General features: G+C 40.6%; 19 protein-coding genes and 6 pseudogenes. 8 read left to right on the forward strand and 17 right to left on the reverse strand.

What is annotated here, in order from left to right:
- Positions 1-185: 185 nt before the first annotated feature.
- The 5 genes and pseudogenes from NBX03_RS16135 to NBX03_RS05400 all read right to left on the reverse strand — a co-directional run bounded on the left by NBX03_RS16135 (position 186) and on the right by NBX03_RS05400 (position 2,605).
- Positions 186-437, reverse strand: coding sequence for an integrase core domain-containing protein (locus NBX03_RS16135; protein ID WP_323373262.1), 252 nt, complete (start codon positions 435-437; stop codon positions 186-188).
- Positions 438-496: 59 nt separating this feature from the next.
- Positions 497-688 (reverse strand): annotated as a pseudogene (locus tag NBX03_RS16140) (IS3-like element IS1501 family transposase); the annotation flags it as partial.
- Between the two features lie 27 nt (positions 689-715).
- Positions 716-1,153: an IS3 family transposase gene (locus NBX03_RS05395; RefSeq protein WP_250229728.1), complete on the reverse strand. Its 438-nt coding sequence runs from the start codon at positions 1,151-1,153 to the stop codon at positions 716-718.
- A gap of 312 nt (positions 1,154-1,465) precedes the next feature.
- Positions 1,466-1,933: pseudogene (locus NBX03_RS16145) on the reverse strand (transposase); the annotation flags it as partial.
- Positions 1,934-1,951: 18 nt separating this feature from the next.
- Positions 1,952-2,605, reverse strand: coding sequence for a transposase (locus tag NBX03_RS05400; protein WP_250229729.1), 654 nt, complete (start codon positions 2,603-2,605; stop codon positions 1,952-1,954).
- A 295-nt stretch (positions 2,606-2,900) separates the two neighbouring features.
- Here NBX03_RS05400 and NBX03_RS05405 point away from each other — a divergent pair, with 295 nt between their 5' ends.
- The 3 genes from NBX03_RS05405 (at position 2,901) to NBX03_RS05415 (ending at position 5,691) form a co-directional block, all read left to right on the forward strand.
- Entirely contained in the window at positions 2,901-4,184 is a 1,284-nt protein-coding gene (locus NBX03_RS05405; RefSeq protein ID WP_250229731.1) for a HEPN/Toprim-associated domain-containing protein, read from the forward strand.
- A gap of 480 nt (positions 4,185-4,664) precedes the next feature.
- Positions 4,665-5,258, forward strand: a complete 594-nt coding sequence (locus NBX03_RS05410) for a hypothetical protein (RefSeq protein WP_250229732.1) — start codon at positions 4,665-4,667, stop codon at positions 5,256-5,258.
- Between the two features lie 70 nt (positions 5,259-5,328).
- Positions 5,329-5,691, forward strand: coding sequence for a hypothetical protein (locus NBX03_RS05415; protein ID WP_250229733.1), 363 nt, complete (start codon positions 5,329-5,331; stop codon positions 5,689-5,691).
- Positions 5,692-6,129: 438 nt separating this feature from the next.
- Here NBX03_RS05415 and NBX03_RS16150 read toward each other — a convergent pair whose 3' ends face one another.
- The 11 genes and pseudogenes from NBX03_RS16150 to NBX03_RS05465 all read right to left on the reverse strand — a co-directional run bounded on the left by NBX03_RS16150 (position 6,130) and on the right by NBX03_RS05465 (position 14,090).
- Positions 6,130-6,261 (reverse strand): sigma factor-like helix-turn-helix DNA-binding protein, encoded by a 132-nt coding sequence (locus NBX03_RS16150; RefSeq protein WP_408628558.1) that lies wholly within the window; start codon positions 6,259-6,261, stop codon positions 6,130-6,132.
- Between the two features lie 305 nt (positions 6,262-6,566).
- On the reverse strand, positions 6,567-6,899 hold the full coding sequence (locus NBX03_RS05420) for a hypothetical protein (RefSeq protein WP_250229734.1): 333 nt from the start codon (positions 6,897-6,899) through the stop codon (positions 6,567-6,569).
- A 69-nt stretch (positions 6,900-6,968) separates the two neighbouring features.
- Positions 6,969-7,631, reverse strand: a complete 663-nt coding sequence (gene vanX, locus NBX03_RS05425) for a D-Ala-D-Ala dipeptidase VanX (RefSeq protein WP_250229736.1) — start codon at positions 7,629-7,631, stop codon at positions 6,969-6,971.
- A gap of 5 nt (positions 7,632-7,636) precedes the next feature.
- Positions 7,637-8,668 carry a D-alanine--(R)-lactate ligase gene (gene vanA, locus NBX03_RS05430; protein ID WP_250229737.1) on the reverse strand — a complete coding sequence of 344 codons (1,032 nt, stop codon included), beginning with the start codon at positions 8,666-8,668 and terminating at the stop codon, positions 7,637-7,639.
- Positions 8,661-9,629 carry a D-lactate dehydrogenase VanH gene (gene vanH, locus NBX03_RS05435; RefSeq protein ID WP_250229738.1) on the reverse strand — a complete coding sequence of 323 codons (969 nt, stop codon included), beginning with the start codon at positions 9,627-9,629 and terminating at the stop codon, positions 8,661-8,663. The genes vanA and vanH overlap by 8 nt, the downstream gene beginning before the upstream one ends.
- Position 9,630: 1 nt before the next feature.
- A pseudogene (gene vanW, locus NBX03_RS05440) lies at positions 9,631-10,460 on the reverse strand (glycopeptide resistance accessory protein VanW).
- Between the two features lie 20 nt (positions 10,461-10,480).
- A pseudogene (locus tag NBX03_RS05445) lies at positions 10,481-11,026 on the reverse strand (M15 family metallopeptidase); the annotation flags it as partial.
- 240 nt (positions 11,027-11,266) lie between these two features.
- Positions 11,267-11,671: pseudogene (locus tag NBX03_RS05450) on the reverse strand (VanZ family protein); the annotation flags it as partial.
- A 179-nt stretch (positions 11,672-11,850) separates the two neighbouring features.
- Positions 11,851-13,194, reverse strand: a complete 1,344-nt coding sequence (locus NBX03_RS05455) for a HAMP domain-containing sensor histidine kinase (protein WP_250229739.1) — start codon at positions 13,192-13,194, stop codon at positions 11,851-11,853.
- Positions 13,191-13,853 carry a response regulator transcription factor gene (locus tag NBX03_RS05460; RefSeq protein WP_250229740.1) on the reverse strand — a complete coding sequence of 221 codons (663 nt, stop codon included), beginning with the start codon at positions 13,851-13,853 and terminating at the stop codon, positions 13,191-13,193. Before NBX03_RS05460 ends, NBX03_RS05455 begins: the two co-directional genes overlap by 4 nt.
- Before the next feature lie 51 nt (positions 13,854-13,904).
- Positions 13,905-14,090, reverse strand: a complete 186-nt coding sequence (locus tag NBX03_RS05465) for a helix-turn-helix domain-containing protein (RefSeq protein ID WP_250229741.1) — start codon at positions 14,088-14,090, stop codon at positions 13,905-13,907.
- 677 nt (positions 14,091-14,767) lie between these two features.
- On the opposite strand from NBX03_RS05465, the gene NBX03_RS05470 reads away from it, so the two are divergent.
- Genes NBX03_RS05470 through NBX03_RS05485 form a run of 4 tightly spaced genes read left to right on the forward strand, consistent with a single transcriptional unit; the run spans position 14,768 to position 18,250 of the window.
- Entirely contained in the window at positions 14,768-15,106 is a 339-nt protein-coding gene (locus NBX03_RS05470) for a GIY-YIG nuclease family protein (protein ID WP_250229742.1), read from the forward strand.
- 2 nt (positions 15,107-15,108) lie between these two features.
- Positions 15,109-15,573, forward strand: coding sequence for a DUF6530 family protein (locus tag NBX03_RS05475; protein ID WP_250229743.1), 465 nt, complete (start codon positions 15,109-15,111; stop codon positions 15,571-15,573).
- A 2-nt stretch (positions 15,574-15,575) separates the two neighbouring features.
- The gene (locus NBX03_RS05480; RefSeq protein WP_250229744.1) at positions 15,576-17,624 is read left to right on the forward strand and encodes an AAA family ATPase; all 2,049 of its coding nucleotides are present in this window, start codon (positions 15,576-15,578) and stop codon (positions 17,622-17,624) included.
- A 32-nt stretch (positions 17,625-17,656) separates the two neighbouring features.
- Positions 17,657-18,250, forward strand: coding sequence for a helix-turn-helix domain-containing protein (locus NBX03_RS05485; RefSeq protein ID WP_250229745.1), 594 nt, complete (start codon positions 17,657-17,659; stop codon positions 18,248-18,250).
- A gap of 330 nt (positions 18,251-18,580) precedes the next feature.
- Here the strand turns inward: NBX03_RS05485 and NBX03_RS05490 are convergent.
- Positions 18,581-18,709: pseudogene (locus NBX03_RS05490) on the reverse strand (transposase); the annotation flags it as partial.
- Between the two features lie 519 nt (positions 18,710-19,228).
- Here NBX03_RS05490 and dpsA point away from each other — a divergent pair.
- On the forward strand, positions 19,229-20,095 hold the full coding sequence (dpsA, locus tag NBX03_RS05495) for a dipicolinate synthase subunit DpsA (RefSeq protein ID WP_250229747.1): 867 nt from the start codon (positions 19,229-19,231) through the stop codon (positions 20,093-20,095).
- The last annotated feature ends 107 nt before the right edge of the window (positions 20,096-20,202 follow it).

Genomic DNA, 20,202 nt, shown 5'->3' on the forward strand with positions numbered 1-20,202 from the left:
ACGAATTATTGAACAGTTTTATTGGAATGTCCAGTATTTTATACCTTTTTCTATGTCCAAAGCCTGTGTTTATAAGCATTTATATATTTGAAATGGAATCAGGTGTGAATATTGTATTTGATAGAAAACCTTGAATTTGTAGTCGAAAAGTCAAAATCAATGACTTTTGAATATCATTGTCCAAGTTATATGATATTGGCTTTCTTCTCTTCATACAGATGTTCAAACTTATCCGGGGTCTTGTAGTTTAATGTGCTGTGGGGTCTTTCTGAATTGTAGAAATGGATGTAGTTATCGACACTTTCACAGAATTGTCGTTCTGACTTGTAGATAGTGCGATATAGTTCTTCCTTTTTCATAGATGCGAAAAATGCTTCTGCAACTGCATTGTCGTAAGGGCTTCCAGACTTGGAGAACGATTGGACATCCTTGTTCATGCGAAGTAGCTTTCGCAAGGCATTCGAGGTGTACTGTGCGCCCCTGTCACTATGAAATGTTAGCTACTACGGGTTACCCCTTTCCTTAAATGCACGCTTGCACGCTTAAAGGTGGATGTGATTAAGTAAGTACGGTTCTTTGGGGATATCCCATATGCAACGATTTTGCGTGAGAACAAGTCTAGGATCATACAGACATACTGATATTTATCATTGATATTGAAACAGGTAACGTCGCTGACCCAGAAATAGTTTGGTTCCGAAACTTGAAATTGCCGCTATAGGTGGTTTTGCTTTTTAGCAAACTGAAGGTGTTTTTTGTACTCCTTCTTAGAGTTGATGACAATGCTTTCTATTCCCATTTCTCGCATCAGCTCAGCAACGTACTTGGGAGTAGTCTTGATACCACGCTCTGATAAAACGGCAGCTATTTTGTTGGCACCAAATCTTTGCCGGCTTTCATCAAACACAAACTGAATATGTTTACGCATCTCCTCGCGGCGTTTATCATAAACGGTCACTTCTTTTCTCCGGAAGATGTGGTTGTAGAAGGTACCCCTGGAAATACAGAGTGCATCACACAGGGTATGTACGCTGTATTGACCGTATAATTTAGAAAGCTCTTGAAGCTTGTCTTGTAATGGTGAGGAAACAGTGCAATCTACTTTCTGCAAAACCTCTATTTTTTGCTCCAGCTTTTCAATCCGCTGTTTCATTTTTATAAACTCGTTTGCACTGACGATATGTCCCGAAGATGTGACCTGCGTCTGATATGGTTTTAGCCATGTGTAGAAGGTGCTTCTTGGAACACCGTTTTGCAGGCAGATATCGAGAACAGGGTATGAAGTATTGAATAGTTTTATTGGACTGTCTAGTATTTCGTACCTTTTTCTATGCCTGAAAGCGAGTATTTATCAGCATTTGCACATTTGATATGAAATCAAGCATGACTATTGTATTTTGATAGAAAACCTTGAATTTGTAGCTGAAAAGTTAAAATCAATGACTTTTGAACATCATTGTCCAAATTATATAGCGTTGACTTTCTTCTCTTCATAAAGCAGTTCAAACTTATCCGGTATTTTATAATTTAATGTGCTATGGGGTCTTTCGGTGTTGTAGAAACGAGTGCAGTTATCAACACTTTCACAGAATTGCCGCTCTGATTTGTAGATAATGCGATACAGTTCTTCCTTTTTAATTGACGCAAAAAACGCTTCTGCAACTACGTTGTCGTAAGGACTTCCCAACTTGGAAAATGATTGGACAACCTTGTTTATGCGAAGTAGCTTCCGCAGAGCCTTTGAGATATATTGTGCGTCCTGGTCACTATGAAGTGTTAGTTTCTGCGGATTGCCCCTTTCTTTAAATGCACGCTTAAAGGTGGAGATTATTAAGTAGGTACTGTTCTTAGATGATATCCCATATGCAATGATTTTGCGTGAGAACAAGTCTAAGAGCATACAAACATACTGATATTTATCATTAATCTTGAAGCAGGTGACATCGTTGACCTAGAAATGGTTCGGTTTTGAAACCTGAAATTGCCGTTGCAGGTGGTTTTGCTTTTTGGCAAACCGAAGGTGTTTTTTGTACTCCTTCTTAGAGTTGATGACAATGCTTTTTATTCCCATTTCCCGTATCAGCTCAGCAACGTACTTGGGAGTAGTCTTGATACCACGCTCTGATAAAACGACAGCTATTTTGTTGGCACCAAATCTTTGACGACTCTCGTCAAACACTGTTTGAATATGCTCGCGCATCTCCTCACGGCGTTTATCATAAACGGTTACTTCTTTTCGGCGGAAGATGTGATTGTAGAAAGTTCCTCGAGCAACACAGAGAGCATCGCATAAAGTGTGTACGCTGTATTGTCCATATAACTTTGAAAACTCTTGGAGCTTGTCTTGTAACGGTGAGGAAACAGTGCAGTCTACTTTCTGAAGAACCTCTACCTTTTGCTCCAGTGTGTCAATCCGCTGTTTCATTTTAATGAATTCGTTTGCGCTGACGTTATGTCCTGAGGGTGTAACCTGTGTATGATATGGTTTTAGCCATGTGTAGAAGGTACTTCGTGGAACACCGTTTTGCAGGCAGATATCAGATACAGACTCTCCGTTATAATAAAGGGCAACAAGTTTTTGTTTTTGTTCATCAGAAAATTTCATGTATATTGCCTCTACACTTTTGATTATATTTTTAGGATAATCAAAAGTGTAGAGGCAATATTAAAATTCCTCAAGTGTTTTAATAACATCATTGTGCTTTATGGAGATACTTGATATAATTAGTCAACGGTGGGCATAATGTCTGTCCATGCAATAATAAGGATGATAAAGTCGACCGTGCAGGAGGTATTCTGTGCGGTTTTTTGTTGTAGCGATAATTAGAAGTTTGGATTCGCTGGCTGGATTATAGCCACTGATTACTTCGTGATAAACGCTAGGAAGGAGACTGCTATAAATGGGCTCAATGATAACTCTTGGCATTGGACGCATGGAAATTGATTGGGGGAAAAACAACTCTTTTACCGATCACTCTGCTCTATTTAAGCCTTCTGATATAAAACATATTCCGTATTACTACGTAGATATGGATTCTAATGAGCCACTCATAGAGATGAAAGAGGGATATGCACGGAAACTGAACTGTATGAAAAAACGTTTGGATTTGCTAGGATATGACCTGTCATCTATTAGAGCTATGTTTGAAGAAACCGTACGCCAACATGAGGATTTCGGCTACAAAATAAAGCTATCATTTGATGTTTTTTACGATGTGTTGAAATCTATTGATATTTCAGAAATTGATATAATCCGGCTTTCGGTTGATTTTGAAGAGAACGGATATGATTTCGGAGAGTATGTTAGAAGGTGCATCCTTGAAGCTCCACAGATTAAAGATAAAATTATCGTGGAGTATGAGGATGATGAAGATATGGAGTATCGAAACCCTAAATACGAGGTGTCTGAGTTTTTAGAAAATCTTGCTCCCTACATCACACTCCGCATCTTAGCGGAAAACCCTAACAATGCTGATCAAGAGGTGTACTGGAGTTATGCAGATGTTGTTGACAACGGTTGGATACAACGGAGTGAAGTTATTAAAGAACTGGCGCCTGAGAAAAGAATACTGATTGTAACAGAGGGTTCCAGTGATTCTTATGTTCTTTGTAAAGCGATAGAGCAACTATATCCTGATATATCCGATTTCTTTGATTTTGTTGATATGGAAGAGAATTATCCTTTTACGGGAACTGGAAACTTATTTAACTTCTGTCTTGGACTATGCAAAATCAGGATTCAGAATAATATAATTGTAATTTTTGATAATGATACTGCTGGCCTTGAAAAATATTACAAATCACTGCATCTAAAAAAGCCAGACGCCTTTATAATAACAAAGCTCCCCAATCATTCAGAGTTTTCGAATATTCGTACTATCGGCCCACAGGGAAGTTCAAAGGAAGACATTAATGGAAGAGCCGTTGCCATTGAGTGCTTTCTTGACTTTGGTAGTGTAGAGAAATCTCCCTGTATTAGATGGACAAGCTACAATAAAAGTGAGAGAAAATACCAAGGTGAACTGGAAAGTAAGGATGATTATGTGAGAACTTTTAAACATTACGACCTTACAGATAGCTCATATGATGTGAGCAAACTGAAATTCTTGGTAGACTATATTATAAGTGAATGGATTCATCGGAAAATCACCAACTGTCAGTTTGAGAAGATTACACAAATCTAATTGTACCTTTCCATTATGTTTAGCATCCATATACACAAATGCGCAAGCAACAACTCATTCTTTCATTTCGGGCTTGGTTGTTTCCAGAGGCTATGTAGGAGATGGTGAAAAGGTATAGGAGCTATCAGGTTGATTAGTATGAATTACCAGCCCAGGTATACCAAAGCTGGATATAAATGTAGAACTGCAGAATACGGTTAGATGCATACAAGCAGGAATTTGAAAATCAGAAGACTCTCGGTTTAGCAATTATACGAAGTTCCGAAAAGATTAGATAATGGCTATAATGCGAACCGCATGGACGGTCAAAGTCGCTAATTTGCCATCAGCAATGATAATATGGGGGTAGTTAATGTATACTGAGAATGTTAAAAATAAGGTTCAAAAAATGATACTTAATCAGGCGTAGAAACCCTGACCAGAAACAGAGATAAAAGTACGATCACTTCTCTTGAATATTTTGATGCCGTAGAGAAGTTTATGTTGAATGATTCGAGCTATGCTGAAGATCATAATCTTGCTAAGCAGTTAGAATATGAAACTAAAGATGCGTGGAAAAATCACTTTAAGTCTATTCTATCTTCAAAGCAAGCTACCGAACTAAAAGTTGCATATTTGACCGGTCCAAATCCAGAAAATGATTTAGAAGAGCTTTGCAATCTAGGGATTCTACCAGAAAATATATGGGCATTTGAATTACAAAACAATCTCTATATAGATGCTATGCAAAACTTGCTAAATACATCTCCGCAAGTAAAAATTCATAAAGGGAAGATAGATACTTTTTTTTCTAATACCGCCGTAAATTTTGATTTAATCTACTTGGACTTTTGCGGAGCTCTTTTTTCATCAAACAAGGAGAATAAATCCATTTCTACTATAATATCGTTACTAGACAACCACAGGCTTATTTCGCTAGGTGTTTTAATAACAAATTTTGCTTTTATTGACGATGATGATGACCCTGAAATGAAAACGTTAATCACAAAGATTGTTGCATTATATCTTTATCCCAAAGGCTATGCTGATATGGGATCGTCCGCCGAAGAGCAGGGGCTAGGGTTCGAAGAATAGTTTCACAAAGTCAAAAAAATCCAGGTAGCTATCCCGGCAAAACAAAATCAAGCTGATAAAAGGTTAAAGGTTGCTGCCTATTAGCGTATATAATATTGCAGTAACTTTTCGTGCAGCAATATTGGATGCAAAGTATAATAGAAAATTTGATAGTCGGGATAGAATGAGTAATTTCCCAGGTGGTTGCTGTGATGACTCGTGTGATCTTCTAGCGTATTATCTATATTCTGTATATGATATTCGTACGAAACAGGGAAATGGCAGATATTATGATAATGACCCTAATAACACCACAAATCACGCATGGCTAGTAATGGATGATAGTACAATTATTGATATTACCGTAGATCAGTTTGAATTCTTTTCAAAATATGCTGAAGGAATATATGTTGGAAAGGAAAAATCTTTTTACAAACACCTCAAAGACAAGTGAATTGATGAAAATTATGATATTATGCAGGATGTACGATTATGGGATGATTATCAAATCATAATGAGTAGTATAGTAATTTTACCTTTAGAGAACTGATAAAAAATGCTTTGATTTTTAGTGCAGTCTCTCTTCCTTGATAGATTATTAAATAGTCTATAAAAGCTAAAATTTATTTTTGGACACTCATGGTTTTAATTGCTTAATTTTAAGTTGTAATATAAGAAGGCTGTATATGAAACTAGCAACCCGACTAGCAACCCCTTCAATACTAGATAATAATTAACACAATTTGTCAATTTATAGCATATAAAAAAACCAAGCAAATAAGCCATTTCTTAATAATTTAATACTAATTAAGAATATAGTCGTACAACTCATAACCCAAAGGTCGTAGGTTTAAATCCTGCCTTCGCAATTAGTATATCCCCAATAGATTTTTTAGCTCCTGAAAGGTTTTTGTCCGGTGGTTTGGCGCACAAGGTCTAACTGTTCTGCAATTTCCCGGTCAATCATGCCGAGGAAAAATACCAGCAAAATAATGTCGCGTCGGTCCGGCGGTAGCTCGTTCAGGACTTCGACTAACTAGCTCGTCCAAAATGGCAATGTCGTGACCCAAGACGTTAAAGCAAAATGCGTCTTTGAAATAAGTAGCTCGGCGGACAATTTTGCCAAATCCTGTGTTGACAGCTCGCTTATAGTTACCTCATGCTCTCTGCGCCGCGTCAGTCTGCGATAGTATTTGCGGGCATTCAGCTTTAGAGTCTTTTTGCAAAAGATGTCAAAGTGTAGTATTGCTTCTGCTCTTTGTGCGATTGAGGCCTCATTTTTTCACCTCCTTTTATGCCCGTAAAGGCGAGTGGGGTCGTTGTCCTCTTTCACATACCTAATTGCTGGCAATGCCCTGTTTTGGCAAAGTTCGTGGCAAAAAAGTGATAAATATTTTTATGAAGACGCAAAAAAGCTCGGTTGAAGCTACTTAACTGGGCAATGAAAGCTATATTATATTTAGCTGTAAGATATACCATGCTAATAACCGGGATTGTCCCATAAACTGAAATGGATTTTTTTACGGCATGCATGATGGCGGCAGCAAATAAAGACAAAAGGACATAGCAATACCCTCCCCATACCGCCGTATCCTTGAAAAAGAGTGCAGTTAATATGCCTGTCGCAATATAGAAAACGGCGGCTTTGATGTCAATTTTCAAAACCGCCGTTAGGCTGCTCTATATTGTTTTGGGTAAAGCTATCCATCCGCCGCAACAACGGTTTTTATATTACCGCGAGGCAGAAAAAACATTACTCTTTGATGCGCTCTTATTTAAGATAGTTCCCGCCAAAGGGAAATCAAAATAGCTGTCGGGGTATGGCTCATTTCTTAAAACATAATGCCACCATTCATATTCGTATGGTTCAAATCCGCTATACTCCATGATGGAACATAATAGCTCGCGGTTTTTCGCTTCAATGCCTGAAATATCTTTTGATGTATGATGTGAACGCTTATCCATAAAATCAAAATCGCTACCCATCGGAATAATCGCGCCTGTATCCAACCTATAAAGCGTAAGGTCAATGGCGCTTCCGCGACTATGGCTTGATTTTTCTGCCACATATCCCTTTGAAATTATTTCGCTTCGCTCAATATTGGGATAATGTTTTTCTTTTGTGCGACCATCTTCCGGCTGTATAGACCAATTCATAAAATTGTCTACCGCACGTTGAGGGCGATACCCATCCCAAAGAAGTAAGCCGTATCCAAGCGCCGCCGCATGTTCCTTTGCTTTCGTCAGCGCAGTAGCCAGCGCGTATGTTCCTGCTATGCGATTGACTTCATATCCGTCTACCGGCTTCCCTGTGAAATTATCCCATGTGGCGTATTTAGCATCCCAACGAACACCGCCCAGCACTTCATCTAAAAAAACAAAGTCTCTTTCCATACAAATCACCCATTTAGAGCTAACGAAATGCACCGCTTAATCAAGCTGGAAAGCGTCATACCTGCAGAAATCATCATGCGAGGATAGCGGCTATAGGATGTAAAACCGGGTAAGGTATTTACTTCATTAAGCACAATGCAGCCGTTTTTAAGCAAAAACATATCCACGCGGGATAGTCCTTTGCAGCCGAGAGCCTTATAAATTGCTTTTGCCGTTTCCTGTATCTCTATGCGCTTTTCTGCCGGTATGTTTGCAGGAACGGTAAACATGGCGTTTTCGGAGCCTTTTTCAGGGTTAGCTTCTTGATGAATACGAAAAATACCGTGGGATAGCGTGATTTGGTCTACTTCCCCAACGAATAGGTCAGAACCGTTACCCAACACGGCGCAACCCACTTCAATGCCTGAAACTGTTTGCTCAATCAGGACTTTGCTATCGTACTGTCGTGCTGTTTCAATGGCAGCGTGTAGCTCATTTGCACTATTAACTTTTGTCACTCCGAAAGACGAGCCTGAACGCGCCGGTTTTATAAAAATAGGATATGTTAAAGTATCTGCTTCCGGGGTATCGCCATCATGTAAAATCAAAAAATCGGGAGTGTTAAAACCGGCATTCCTAACAACAATATACGTCAGGGATTTATCCATACATACTGCCGAGCTTTGAATATTGCAACCAACATACGGAACGCCGGACAATTCAAGCAAGCCCTGTATTGAGCCGTCTTCACCTGTCTTGCCATGCAAAACCGGAAATACAACATCTATGTGCTGGATTTGATATTCATCATTTTTCACGACAATCAATCCGTGCATTGCCCTGTCCGGCGAAAGTACGGCAGAACAGCAATCACCGTTTTCCCATTCGGCGCAAGGTTTGTCACATATTTTCCATGTGCCGGTTTTAGTAATTCCAATATAAACAGGCTCATATTTTTCTGTGTCAATGTGATTAGCAATTTCTTTTGCGGATTTTATCGAAACGTCATGCTCCTCTGAACAACCCCCAAATAGGATTGCAACTTTCAATTTATCCATATAATTGACTCCTTTCAAAATCCAGACAGTTCAGTATGGTTTTTTCAACGGTATCGTGTAATGCCCGTTCAGTGTAGTAGGCCGTATGCGGTGTAATAATTACATTCGGCATCTTTTGAAGTTCAAGCAAAAATTGATTGTCTATCGGCTTCTGTGTGCAATCAAAATAGAAAAGCCCTTCCTCGCCCTCCAACACATCTAACGCCGCGCCGCCCAACTTTCCATTTTGAAGTGCTTTAATCAGCGCGTCAGTATCTACAATTCCACCACGGGCTGTATTAATAAGATACGCGCCTTGCTTCATGGTTTCAATCTGCCTTTGGCCGATAAGATGATAGGTGTCTGTGCCGAGTGGTATATGAATGGTGAGAATGTCACTTTTTTGCAGCAAGTCATTTAAGGAAACATAGTCAGCCGAGGTCTCCTTGCTGCGGCTGTGTGCCAGCACACGGCAACCGAACCCCTGCAGCCGCCCTATAACCGCCTTGCCAATATGCCCGGTTCCAAGCACCCCGACAGTCATATCACACAATTCTTTTCCACGGGCAGTATCTAATCTGAAATCATTTTTTTCTGTGCTGCTCACGATAGATTTTGCGCCCCGTATCACCATCAGCATTAACATCAATGTGTAATCGGCCACGCTCCCCGGCGAATATGTTACATTTCCCACGGCGATGCCCATATCTTTGGCGGCTTTCATATCTATGTGATTAAAGCCGATGCTTCGGGTAGAAATATATTTCACTCCGGCGTTTTTAAGCGCGGCAATGGTAGGTTTGGAAACCTCGGATTTATGTCCCACACTGATACATTGATTGCCGGGAGATAACCTTGCGTTGGCTTCCGACAGAGCAGAGCTTGTAATGACGGGTACAACTCCAAAGCGCGGCGAAAGTGCGTTAAACGCTTTGGCTTCGTCCTGCTCACAACCATAAACGGTAATGCCAATATTCATCATGCTATGACCTCTCTTTTTCAATAATTTTTGTTCCGGCAGGAAGCTGATAGCCTATCTCACATAAATTTTCATACAATAGGCTTTCCGAAAGGATTTCACGTGTATCAATAGCTATTTCATGGCGATAAATTGAGATTTTTTGGTATACCTTGCCATTTTGACGGAAATAGGATAAGTCTTCCCCCATGATTTCATAGACAACCGGCATAGCCTTGTCTGTATAAAGGCCTCCTGTAATATTCACCTCATCAAACGAAAGGCCAATTTGAAATGTTATGTCTGTTTCGTTTTTAACTTTCAAATCAAGCCAACCCTCGCTAATTGTAGCGTCTACACCCTCTGGCTCCGCGTTCCGCATAGTGGGAAAGTCTTTTACTTCATGCGTATGCCGTTCCACAATGGTAAGCGGTGAGTGTAAAAACACCCAAAACAGCAGATTGCTCATTTGACAAAGGCCGCCGCCGTATGTGGTACAGAGCTTGCCGTTTATCACGTTTAACCCATCTTTATATGGTGTATACTTATCGGCGTTCCGCATTGCTTTCCATAGCGAAAAGGTTTCCCCGGCTTTATCAAAAGGCCGTCTAGTGTTTTTGCGGCAAGTTTCAGATTGAAAACCTTATTTTCCTGATAAACCATGTCAAAGCCCGTACTGGTGTTATATAGTTCGTTATCTGCGGAAAACAGCTTGTACGGGAGTAATTCACCAAGAACTGTTTTCGTGTAAGTGTGGTTGTCAAATTGCATAGCCATGTAAAAGAACGTTTTTCTTTGAGCTACCCGCAACGGTAGTAAAAAAGGAAATGCTTGTGTAATACGTTTTCTACTCATTTTCAGTTCCTTTCAATTTTTCAATTCAAATATTCTTCAAGGCAAATATCTTGATAATGAATTTCTGTGGCAGCTTCGACACCCACATATCGGTAGTGCCAAGGTTCATTGATTACGCCAGTTATTTCAGTTTTATCAGGTGGATAACGACAAATAAAACCGAACGTGTGGGCATTTTGTTCCAACCACTCATAAACTTCATAACCGGCAGAATGGATACCGTCTGCGTTAATGTCTACAGCAATTCCTAATTGATGTTCACTTGTCCCGGGAATTGCTACCCACGCTTCGGCGCTGGCTATTGCTTCCTCGGCAGAATAGCCCAATGCTCTATATTCAGCGACTTTATCGTCCATCAGGCGTTGTTGTGTTTCGGCGGTTCTGTATCCCGAAACAACAACAGGATAAATGCCGTCGTCTCTTGCGGCATCAAACATTTCCTGCAATGCCGGGTATATTCGTATATCCACCGACTGCCCGTTTGAAAGTTCTGTCAAATCCACTTCGTAATCATCAGGGATAGGGTTCCATTTGTTGACTAAAATCAGAGACCACACGGCTTCATCAGCATTGGTTATTGTGTCAGTGGAAAAATGGGAGGGAGGCGGCTCGGCTATGGTAAGCGGGTCATTAAAACTATCATCAAGTGTTTCCAAACGAACGGGATAACCGCCGGGAGCAGCATGGTTAACAAGAAATCTATAGTTGTCGAAAAAGTAAAACCCTATATAAGTGACCGCTATCATTAACGCATTTATAATAACTGCGTATTTTTTAGGCTTTGGAAATCTTGAAAACAAAGCATAAATTCCATAACCGGCTATGCCACCAAGCGTATTTAAAATTACGTCGTCAATGTCGGCTGTTCCACACCTCAAAATATACTGAACAATCTCGATAGCTACGCTGAAACCAAAGACTAATATCAATATTCTTGTCAGCTTCCGCATTTTTGGGAATAGTAAAGCTGCTACATACCCAAGCGGGAAAAACAAGATAAGGTTTCCCAGCAGATTTGCAATTCCAGTAATCTTAATCCCGCTTATTGCAGACTTCAAATATTCAGCTATTGTAGTAAAAGGGATTAAGTTGAAGCTCTGGGCTCCGGAAATTCTATCCCTAAATATCGTGATTTTGAAAAGTACAATAAGGTATATCATAAATAAAGCTGATAAAATGATAGATTCAGCCCTATATCTTGCTTTGCTCATTTAAAGCCCTCCAATAAGAAATATCTTTCCGTAAAACAGGCATTCAAGTGTTCCACGGCCTAATTATGACAAAGCAATCTGTATTAACCCTGTAGCCAATCTGTAGATTGTCTGTAGAAACACAAAAAAAGACCGACAGGAATATTCCTGTCGGTCTTAACAGAGGTTGTTTTGCTTGTTTATGCTTTAGGCAAGACCATCCTAAATAATACGCCTTCGGCTGTATTTTCCAAAGAGAAATCAGCGCCCATTGCTTGAAGCATTTTTTGTACGATAGTCAGACCTAAACCACTTCGATTATTCTTGCGGTTTCGGACCTTGTCTGTTCTGTAGAATGGGTCAAATAGCTTCGGTAGAATTTTCTCGTCTATGTGCGTGCTTGTATTCAGCACATACAAGCGGCAACAGTCGGAGTCGGGTTCGCTCCAAATGCGTATTTCTGCTCCGGGCGGGGCGTTCTGCACTGCATTTAATACCACATTGGACAAAACCTTTTTGAGCATATTGCCATCAACAAAAACAATTTCCTCTTGCGGTATAGTTACATAAATTTGCTGGTCTGCTCTTTCTGCCAACACCTGATAAGTGGGAAGCACCGAAGCAACAACATTTTGTAATTTCAGCTGTTCCGGGGCAGGGGTTATTTTACCATCAATTAGATTAACAGTTTCAAGTATCTCAGAAACTAATTTGCTTTGTGCGTCCATCAGCTTGACACACTCGCGCAAATATTTAGGATGGTTTTTATATTCACCCACATTTGCCAACATCCCCTCTAATAAAACGCCAGTAGCGGCAATGGGGGTTTTTAGTTCGTGGGACGCTGCCGAAAAGAAATATCGTTGCGCTTCCTCCATTTCCCGCACACGCAGGATTTCATTTTCTAACTGGGAAATGGTTTCTTTCAGCTTATCGTACATGGTGTGAATGTCACGTGACAAATCGCCTAATTCATCCAGGCGATTAGGCAGGCTTTGCGATACATCTTCAAGCCTTGTCATTTTCCCGGCATCATTTGCTAGTTGCTTGATTGGATTGGTTATTTGCCGTGCAAAGATATACGCGCATACAAGACAGAGGGCAAGTATGATAGCAAACGCGACTAATGCCCGTATAATTATCTCATTGTAAAATGTGGTTAAGCTGGGTCTGGTTTGGGCGATAATGGAATAGCCATTTGTGGGGCTTTTATATAGCACCCAGTAAAAATCACCGCTGAAATCAGTCGAGGTATCAGCGCCCGGCGTAGCGTATATCACGCCGCCGTTATCATCTATAATGGAAAATTCAAATGACTGGTTATTGTCATGAAATCTTTGGGCCACTTTTGGAATATTGTTATAATCACTGCTTTTTACCCTATCAACCAAAGGTTGGTAAGAAGTAATTATTTGCTCTCTTTCAATTGTTCTGGAAAGTGTAAAAAATTGCCTGGAAAACAGTGCGGCCGTTATTATAACAATCAGTATCATTGCAATGATTGTATAGGCGAAAATCTTAATAAAAAATCCGCTCTTTTTCATGAGGTTTCCTCCAAGCGGTAGCCTACGCCGCGTACCGTTTTTATAATGTTTTCCGGCAGTTTGGCGCGCAAGTTTTTAATATGGGTATGCACTGTACTTCCGTTGCCGTCAAAATCATAGCCCCACACGCGGGACAAAATAATTTCATGGGATAACGTCTTGCCCTTATTCTGAACAAGCAGCACAAGGATTTCAAATTCTTTGAGCGTTAATGACAGTTCCACACCGTTATAGATTGCCTTAAAATCTTCAGGCAGAAGCGTTAGCCTGCCATAGCAAAGTTCCTTTGTCACCGCACCGCTTCGCCGAAGTAAAGCTTCTACACGTTTCAGCAATAATTGTATCTTAAACGGTTTTGTCACATAATCGTCTGCTTCCCCGTCGAAAGCTCTCATTTCGTTTTCGTCATCAGAAAGCGCGGTCATCATCAGAATAGGGGTATTGTTCAGCTTGCGAAACTCTCGCAGAAGTTCATAGCCGCTCATACTGGGCAGCATAATATCAAGAATGACAAGATGATAGGTATTTTCGTAAAATTTGATATGTGCTTCGCCGCCATCTAAGCAAGCGTCCACTGTGTACCCTGCGTCAGACAAAAAGGCTTTAACTGTATTTCGGATATTCTCGTCGTCCTCAACAAGCAAAATTCGTATAGACATAAACATTCCTCCGTAAAAAGGATAACAGAATAATCTGTATTTTCTCTGTAGTTAAGTTTTTTCCCGTTCGGATTTTGTTCGTCCGTCGGTGGGCTTCTCAGCATTTACAGGGATAAGCCACAAGTTACCTTTCTTTACCGCACCCGGTATCCGTCCGGCTGAACAGTAATAATTTACCATACGGGGAGTAATACCCCATTTTTCCCCGGCTTCCTTACCTGTCAAATATCCAAGCATATTTACACCACCTATCGCAAGCATTTATCCAATCATTATATTTCCTTTTGACGAAACATACAAGATTAAATACACTATAAGACTTGTAATAATATGGCATGTACTATCATTTCCTGATTTTATAATGGCACATAAAATGTAAAGGGTGATTATAATATGCAGAATAAAAAGCATTGTACGGCATTTGACATATAATGAAGCATTTATTATTGATACAGCTGCACGTGATGCTCTCATTTCTGCTGAACTAAAATCTGATGAAATTATTCGGCGGATTTTGCGGGGCAAAGGTATTAAGAGGTGTACTCATGCGAATTTGCTGATTTACGGCTTATTTGTACTCATATAGGGAATAAAGAATAAAATGCAACTCCGCTGATGCAGTTACGCCTTTTTCTCATACTTAAGCTGCGCTATGGTCTTATGCTCGATAGGAGGGCCCTCTCATTAAAAAATGGATGACTGGCTCGTGAAAATCACGTATATATCCATTTTCCCGTTGAGACTGTGATGGAACTGAACTGTAAAAGTGGAAAGGTAACCAAGCTCTTGGCCGAATTGGACAGCAAAAAAGACATTGGCCAGATTGAATGTGTATGCAAGGGCAAGGTAAGGTCTACGGAGCGTGGATTGTTTATAAGGCATATAGCGGTTAGAATAAAGCCGAGGTGAACAATATGGATATGCAAAGAAAAAAACAACTCCTTGAGGAGTATAAGAATAGGAAACCGGAAATGGGCATCATCTCTTTTCTCTGCGCTGCAACCGAAGAAACATTTTTGTGTCTTTCTAAAGATACGAAAGCCGGTATTAATAGCAATCGTTTTAAGTTGTCTATAAATTGGCATCCTAATAAAAGGATGCAAGAACTCTGGAATCAATATGGTGAAACAAACTTCAAAATATCGGTTATACGAGTTTTAAAATATGAAGACCCCCATGCCGATCATACCAAAGAATTGGAAGAATTGCTGATACAGTGTTTAGATTTAAATAAAGGTGCAAGGAGAATGTAGGAATGAATAAAAAAATTGTAATGACTGCAGACGGATATGACCGCATAGACGGCAGAAATGCTTATCAGTCGGACATAAAAAGGCTGACTTTGGGTGCACCTGTGTTGGAAAAAAATAAGAAGATGCAGATTGCCGCCCAAATTTGGAGGGAAAACACCAAGGGTCAGTTGGAAATGGACATGGAACTTCCAATCCATCAGGTATTTGACTTGATGATTTTTCTGAGTCGTGTTCTTTTATACTTTCGGGAGGCTTATCGGCTTCCTTTATTATATGATCCGGAAAATCCTACTGCGGAACGTGTCGGGATACAGGGTGATGTGATGCCCGTAGCTGTTTGCACTGAAAATCCAAATATCAATGAAGATATCAGGGCGTTTTCACAGGCTCTTAATGATTTGGGAGAAATAAACGGAGAGCGCCTGTGTGTGCTCACACGAATTTTAGAAGAAATGGAGTATTGTTAATCATGGAAAACCAAATGCTTCTGTCCCCGAGCAGGCAACTGACGGAAGCTGAAAAAAAGCTTGTTTGGAAAAAACCACTATCTCATATTGAAAGTGAAGCGGAGCGTCGAATCTGTGCTGAGATAAAGCGAAACTGGTACAGCAAAGAAATGAAAATCACGAATATTCTGTTGGAGGGAGATGCAGGTTCAGGAAAGACTCAGCTTGCAAAGGCACTCTCGGCTGACTTTGGGTTGCCTTATACAAAAGTTACCTGCTTTGCAGATATGGATAAAACCGATATTCTTGGCTCCATCCTGCCGGTTTTGCCGGAGGGCGGCCATGGTGCGGAAGAGATAAGCTATCAATTTTATCCCTCTGAAATTGTCCGTGCCTACGAAAACGGATGGCTGTTGGAAATACAGGAACCTACTGTAATACGGGATGCCGCAGTACTGATGGCACTGAACTCTGTGCTTGAGCCGGATGGCAGTATTAACCTTCCTACCCGTATCGCCCATCGCCATCCTGATTTTATTGCTGTCATTACCACCAATAGGGGGTATAATGGAGTCCGGCCACTCAACGAAGCCCTGCGGGATCGGATTCAACATGCTGAAAGAATGGATTTGCCGCCAAAAGCAGTTATGATGGAGAGAGCAACAGCTAAAACGGGATATTCCTATGCACCGATACTGTCGTTTTTGGCGGATGTGATTCTCACGCTGGACGAAACAGCCAAAGCCAACGCCATTAAAGGCGTAGCCGGTATGCGTTCCTATCTGTTTTGGATTGATGCCGTTGCAGGCGGGGCTTTGCTTCGTGCATCTATGTACCACAAAGTGATTTATAAAATCACGACTGATCCGGATGAGATTTCCATTTTGGAACAGGCTTTATCTGTAAAGGGTCTATTGGGGCAGTTAGAAGAATTAGAACAAATGCAAGCATATAGGCAGGAAAGTCAAAATCCTGATATAATGGAATTCAATTTATCCGAAGATGGTGAATATTTTGGAAGCGATAAGGAAACGCTAATGAATCCGAATGCAGTGCGTTTGCGCAAATCCTCAGACAGTGAAGGACATTCCAATCAAACTTCCAATAACTCAACGGAGAAAACACAAAGCAGTGATAATGGCGAGGACGGGGTTCCTCTTTATCATGAAATGGAGCCAGGGCATCTTACGGAACAGCAGAAACAGAAATTTCGTAAAAGACTCAATCAGGAAGCCCGCGAAAGCGTGAAAGGGAGTATCCATCAGCAGGTAAAACTGATTGTCCATCGTCCTGAGGCTACTGACGAAAATAGGGCTGAATATAGGAAGCAAGTGTCTGAACTCATGCCTGTGATTAGAGAGTTGATTCAAAAAACGATGCCTTTTTTGGAATATGAAACTGCCAGTGAATTTTCGGCGGCACAATTATACGGTACAACATTTAGTGCAAATCGTATTGCGATGCAGGATTTTCGATACTTTGCAAGAAAGCGTCCCCCGGAGGAAAACCCTTCTCTTGCCGTGGCACTTCGCATAGACGAATCGGCATCCATGTCGGCCTTTGGCCGGCTAGATGCTGCGAAACAGGCGGCGATTGCCTTGTATGAATTCTGCCATGGCTACGGTATTCCCGTAATGATTTATGGCGATACTGCCGACCGTTCACGCTTGGAGCAAATGTCACTTTACTCTTATGTAGATTTTGATAGCGAAGATTCCGATGAAAAGTATTCTTTAATCGGCATTCAGGGCAGAAGCAACAACCGCGACGGTATGGCAATCAGAATCCTTGCAGACCGCTTATTGAAAGCTCCTCAGAAAACAAAGCTGTTCATCAGCATCAGTGACGGACAACCCAAAGCAATGCCGGACTATACAGGTGATTTAGCCGCCCAAGATATGAAAAAGACCTTGCAGGAGTACCGCCGCAAGGGTGTTCTCTTTCTTGCTGCTGCTATCGGACAGGATAAAGAAATCATCAGCGATATTTATGGAAGAGAAAACACATTGGATATCACTGATTTCAAGAAGCTTCCTGTCCGGCTGGTTCAAATCATTGCAAGATATTTGTAGATTATATCGTTTGTTGGAAAGAAGGATTCTATATGGATTGTGCGAAAATTGGGCGCTTAATTGCTGAATTGCGTAAAGAAAAAGGGTTAACGCAACAGAATATCGCACACGCCCTTAATATCAGCAACAAAACGATATCCAAATGGGAGTGTGGTCTGGGGTGCCCTGATGTTTCCTTGTGGGCGGACTTGTCGGCTATCTTAGGCGCGGATATGGCACAAATGATGGAAGGCGAAATTACCCTAAACCGTCCCGACGGAGGAAATATAAATAAAATCCGATTTTATGTCTGCCCGTCATGTAAAAATGTACTCGTCAGCACCGGGAGTTCCTCCATCTTTTGCTGTGGCAGAAAGGTAGACCAGCTTACCCTGCAACAGAATGAAAATACTCCCTGCATTACTATAGAAATGATAGATATAGATTACTTTATTACCATTGACCATGAGATGACAAGGGAACACTATATTTTATTTGCGGCATATGTAAAAAGTGACAAGGTTTTTCTAACCCGGTTGTATCCAGAACAAAGTGCTACAGTACGCATACCGCATATGCCTGATGGTAAGCTGTATCTGTACTGTGTGAAACATGGCTTAGCTGTGTATTCTATCCCTACAAAATGACAGCGTACAGTGTTTTGGAATGAACTTAATCAAGCAATCTAGCGTCCAACGAAAAAAACTTGTTTTGGCGGCAAAGTAGTTATATGCCTGAACAAAATAAAATAGTCAGACGGCGGCTTTTGAATAAATCAACCAAGCCGCCGTTTTCCTCTGAAAAGATAGGATTGCAGGAAGCGTGATAAATACGCTCTTTTTAATCCTCAATAGCATCGGTTTTGGGATAGAGGGCTTTGATATATTAAAAGCAGAACCTGAAAAAAGCATTGATGCCGAAAGCCCTCTTTTTTTTTAACGGTTTTTACCCAGTTTTAGTATATTGAAAAACTGACAACAGAGGTTTCGAAGGATTTTCCGTATATCCGATTGTATCTGTTTGTATATGATTTTCCTGTAGTATTTGGGTGTAAATACGATGTGGTATTTGCATAGTTATTTTGTATGTGCTAGACTTTCTGCCATAGAGCAGCCGCCTTTCTTTTAATTTTCTAGTTGCCGGCATACCTATCATTTTATTAGAAAGTTTTTCGCTCTTTGCTTAAGCATTCAATCCCCCAACTAAGTGAGCAGTTTTTTGTTGAAAGGCGGACAAGACGCCTGCCAACCTGCTAAAGCAGAATCAAAGTATAAACGTATAAAAGCGTTTATACCTTATCAAATATATGTTTTTACGGCAGAGCATCCAAAGTTTCCTTGAAACTTTGGATGCTCTTGAATTTTGCCCGAAGTAAATCCATTCAAAATAATTAAAGGCGTCGATGCTAAAAGCGATAATTCTATACATGTTTTTTCGTGCGGTTGCCGTAATAAAAGTTAACGTCTAACGCTGATGCCAGTATAGCTCAAAGCTGGACGATGCTAATACAGCAAATTTTAAATTAAGGCATAAAGTAATTTGCTTTATATATACATTATACTACGGGTCATGGCGCTATCACCAAAAAGCATCAGGCACATATATTGTAAAGGGGAGGTTATTTAATGTCCGAAAATAATGGATTTGCCTTTATAGGCGGAGATTTAAGACAGTTTTTTATGGCAGAGGAACTTTTGGAGAAGGGTTTTGACGTATGCATATACGGCATTGAGATGTTGCATGACGATAAACGTATGACAGCGGCAATATCTCTTGAGGAGGCAACGAGCTTTTGTGAAAATATTGTCTGCCCTGTACCTTTTTCAAGAAACAAAAAGGAGATTCTTTCCTCAAGGTTCAGGCAGGATATGACTATAGAAAATCTTTTAAGCTGCATTAATAAAGGTCATAAACTGTTCGGAGGAAGTATTCCTGAGTATGTCGTTGAAGAGTGTGAAAGCAGAAGCATTCAATGCTTTGATTTTATGAAGATGGAAGAAGTGGCCGTAAAAAATGCTGTTGCCACGGCGGAGGGCGCTATTGCGGAGGCCGTTATAAAAAGCCCCGTGAACCTTCACAGAAGGCCTTGTATTGTGCTTGGCTTCGGACGCTGCGCAAAGGTGCTTGCGTCAAAACTAAAGGGCATGGGCGCCTGTGTTTCGGTAGCTGCAAGAAGCACATCTCAGCTTGCTGTTGCGGAGGCTTCGGGATATGCTCCGGTTAAGCTTGACAAGCTTTTAAGTAATATAGGGAAGTATGATTTTATATTTAATACAATACCCTCTATGATACTGGATAGCAATGCTCTTGAGCTTGTAAAAAAAGGCGCGCTTATTATAGATATTGCCTCAAAGCCCGGAGGCACAGATTTTGAAAAGGCGGGAGAACTCGGTATCGACGCTTATTTATGCCTTGGCCTCCCGGGAAAATACGCTCCAAAAGCCTCAGCCGAAATACTCAGCTCCGTTTTACTGGAGTATACTCAGAGTTAGCTTTTAACTTAGATTTTAAAAACTCCGAAGGCCCGGTTTGTGGAAATTACTTGAGGCATGGCAAAATCATTAAATCCTGAGATACTTCTTAAATTCCTAATTTAGGT

The organism is Anaeropeptidivorans aminofermentans (assembly GCF_940670685.1).
Lineage (GTDB): Bacteria > Bacillota > Clostridia > Lachnospirales > UBA5962 > Anaeropeptidivorans > Anaeropeptidivorans aminofermentans.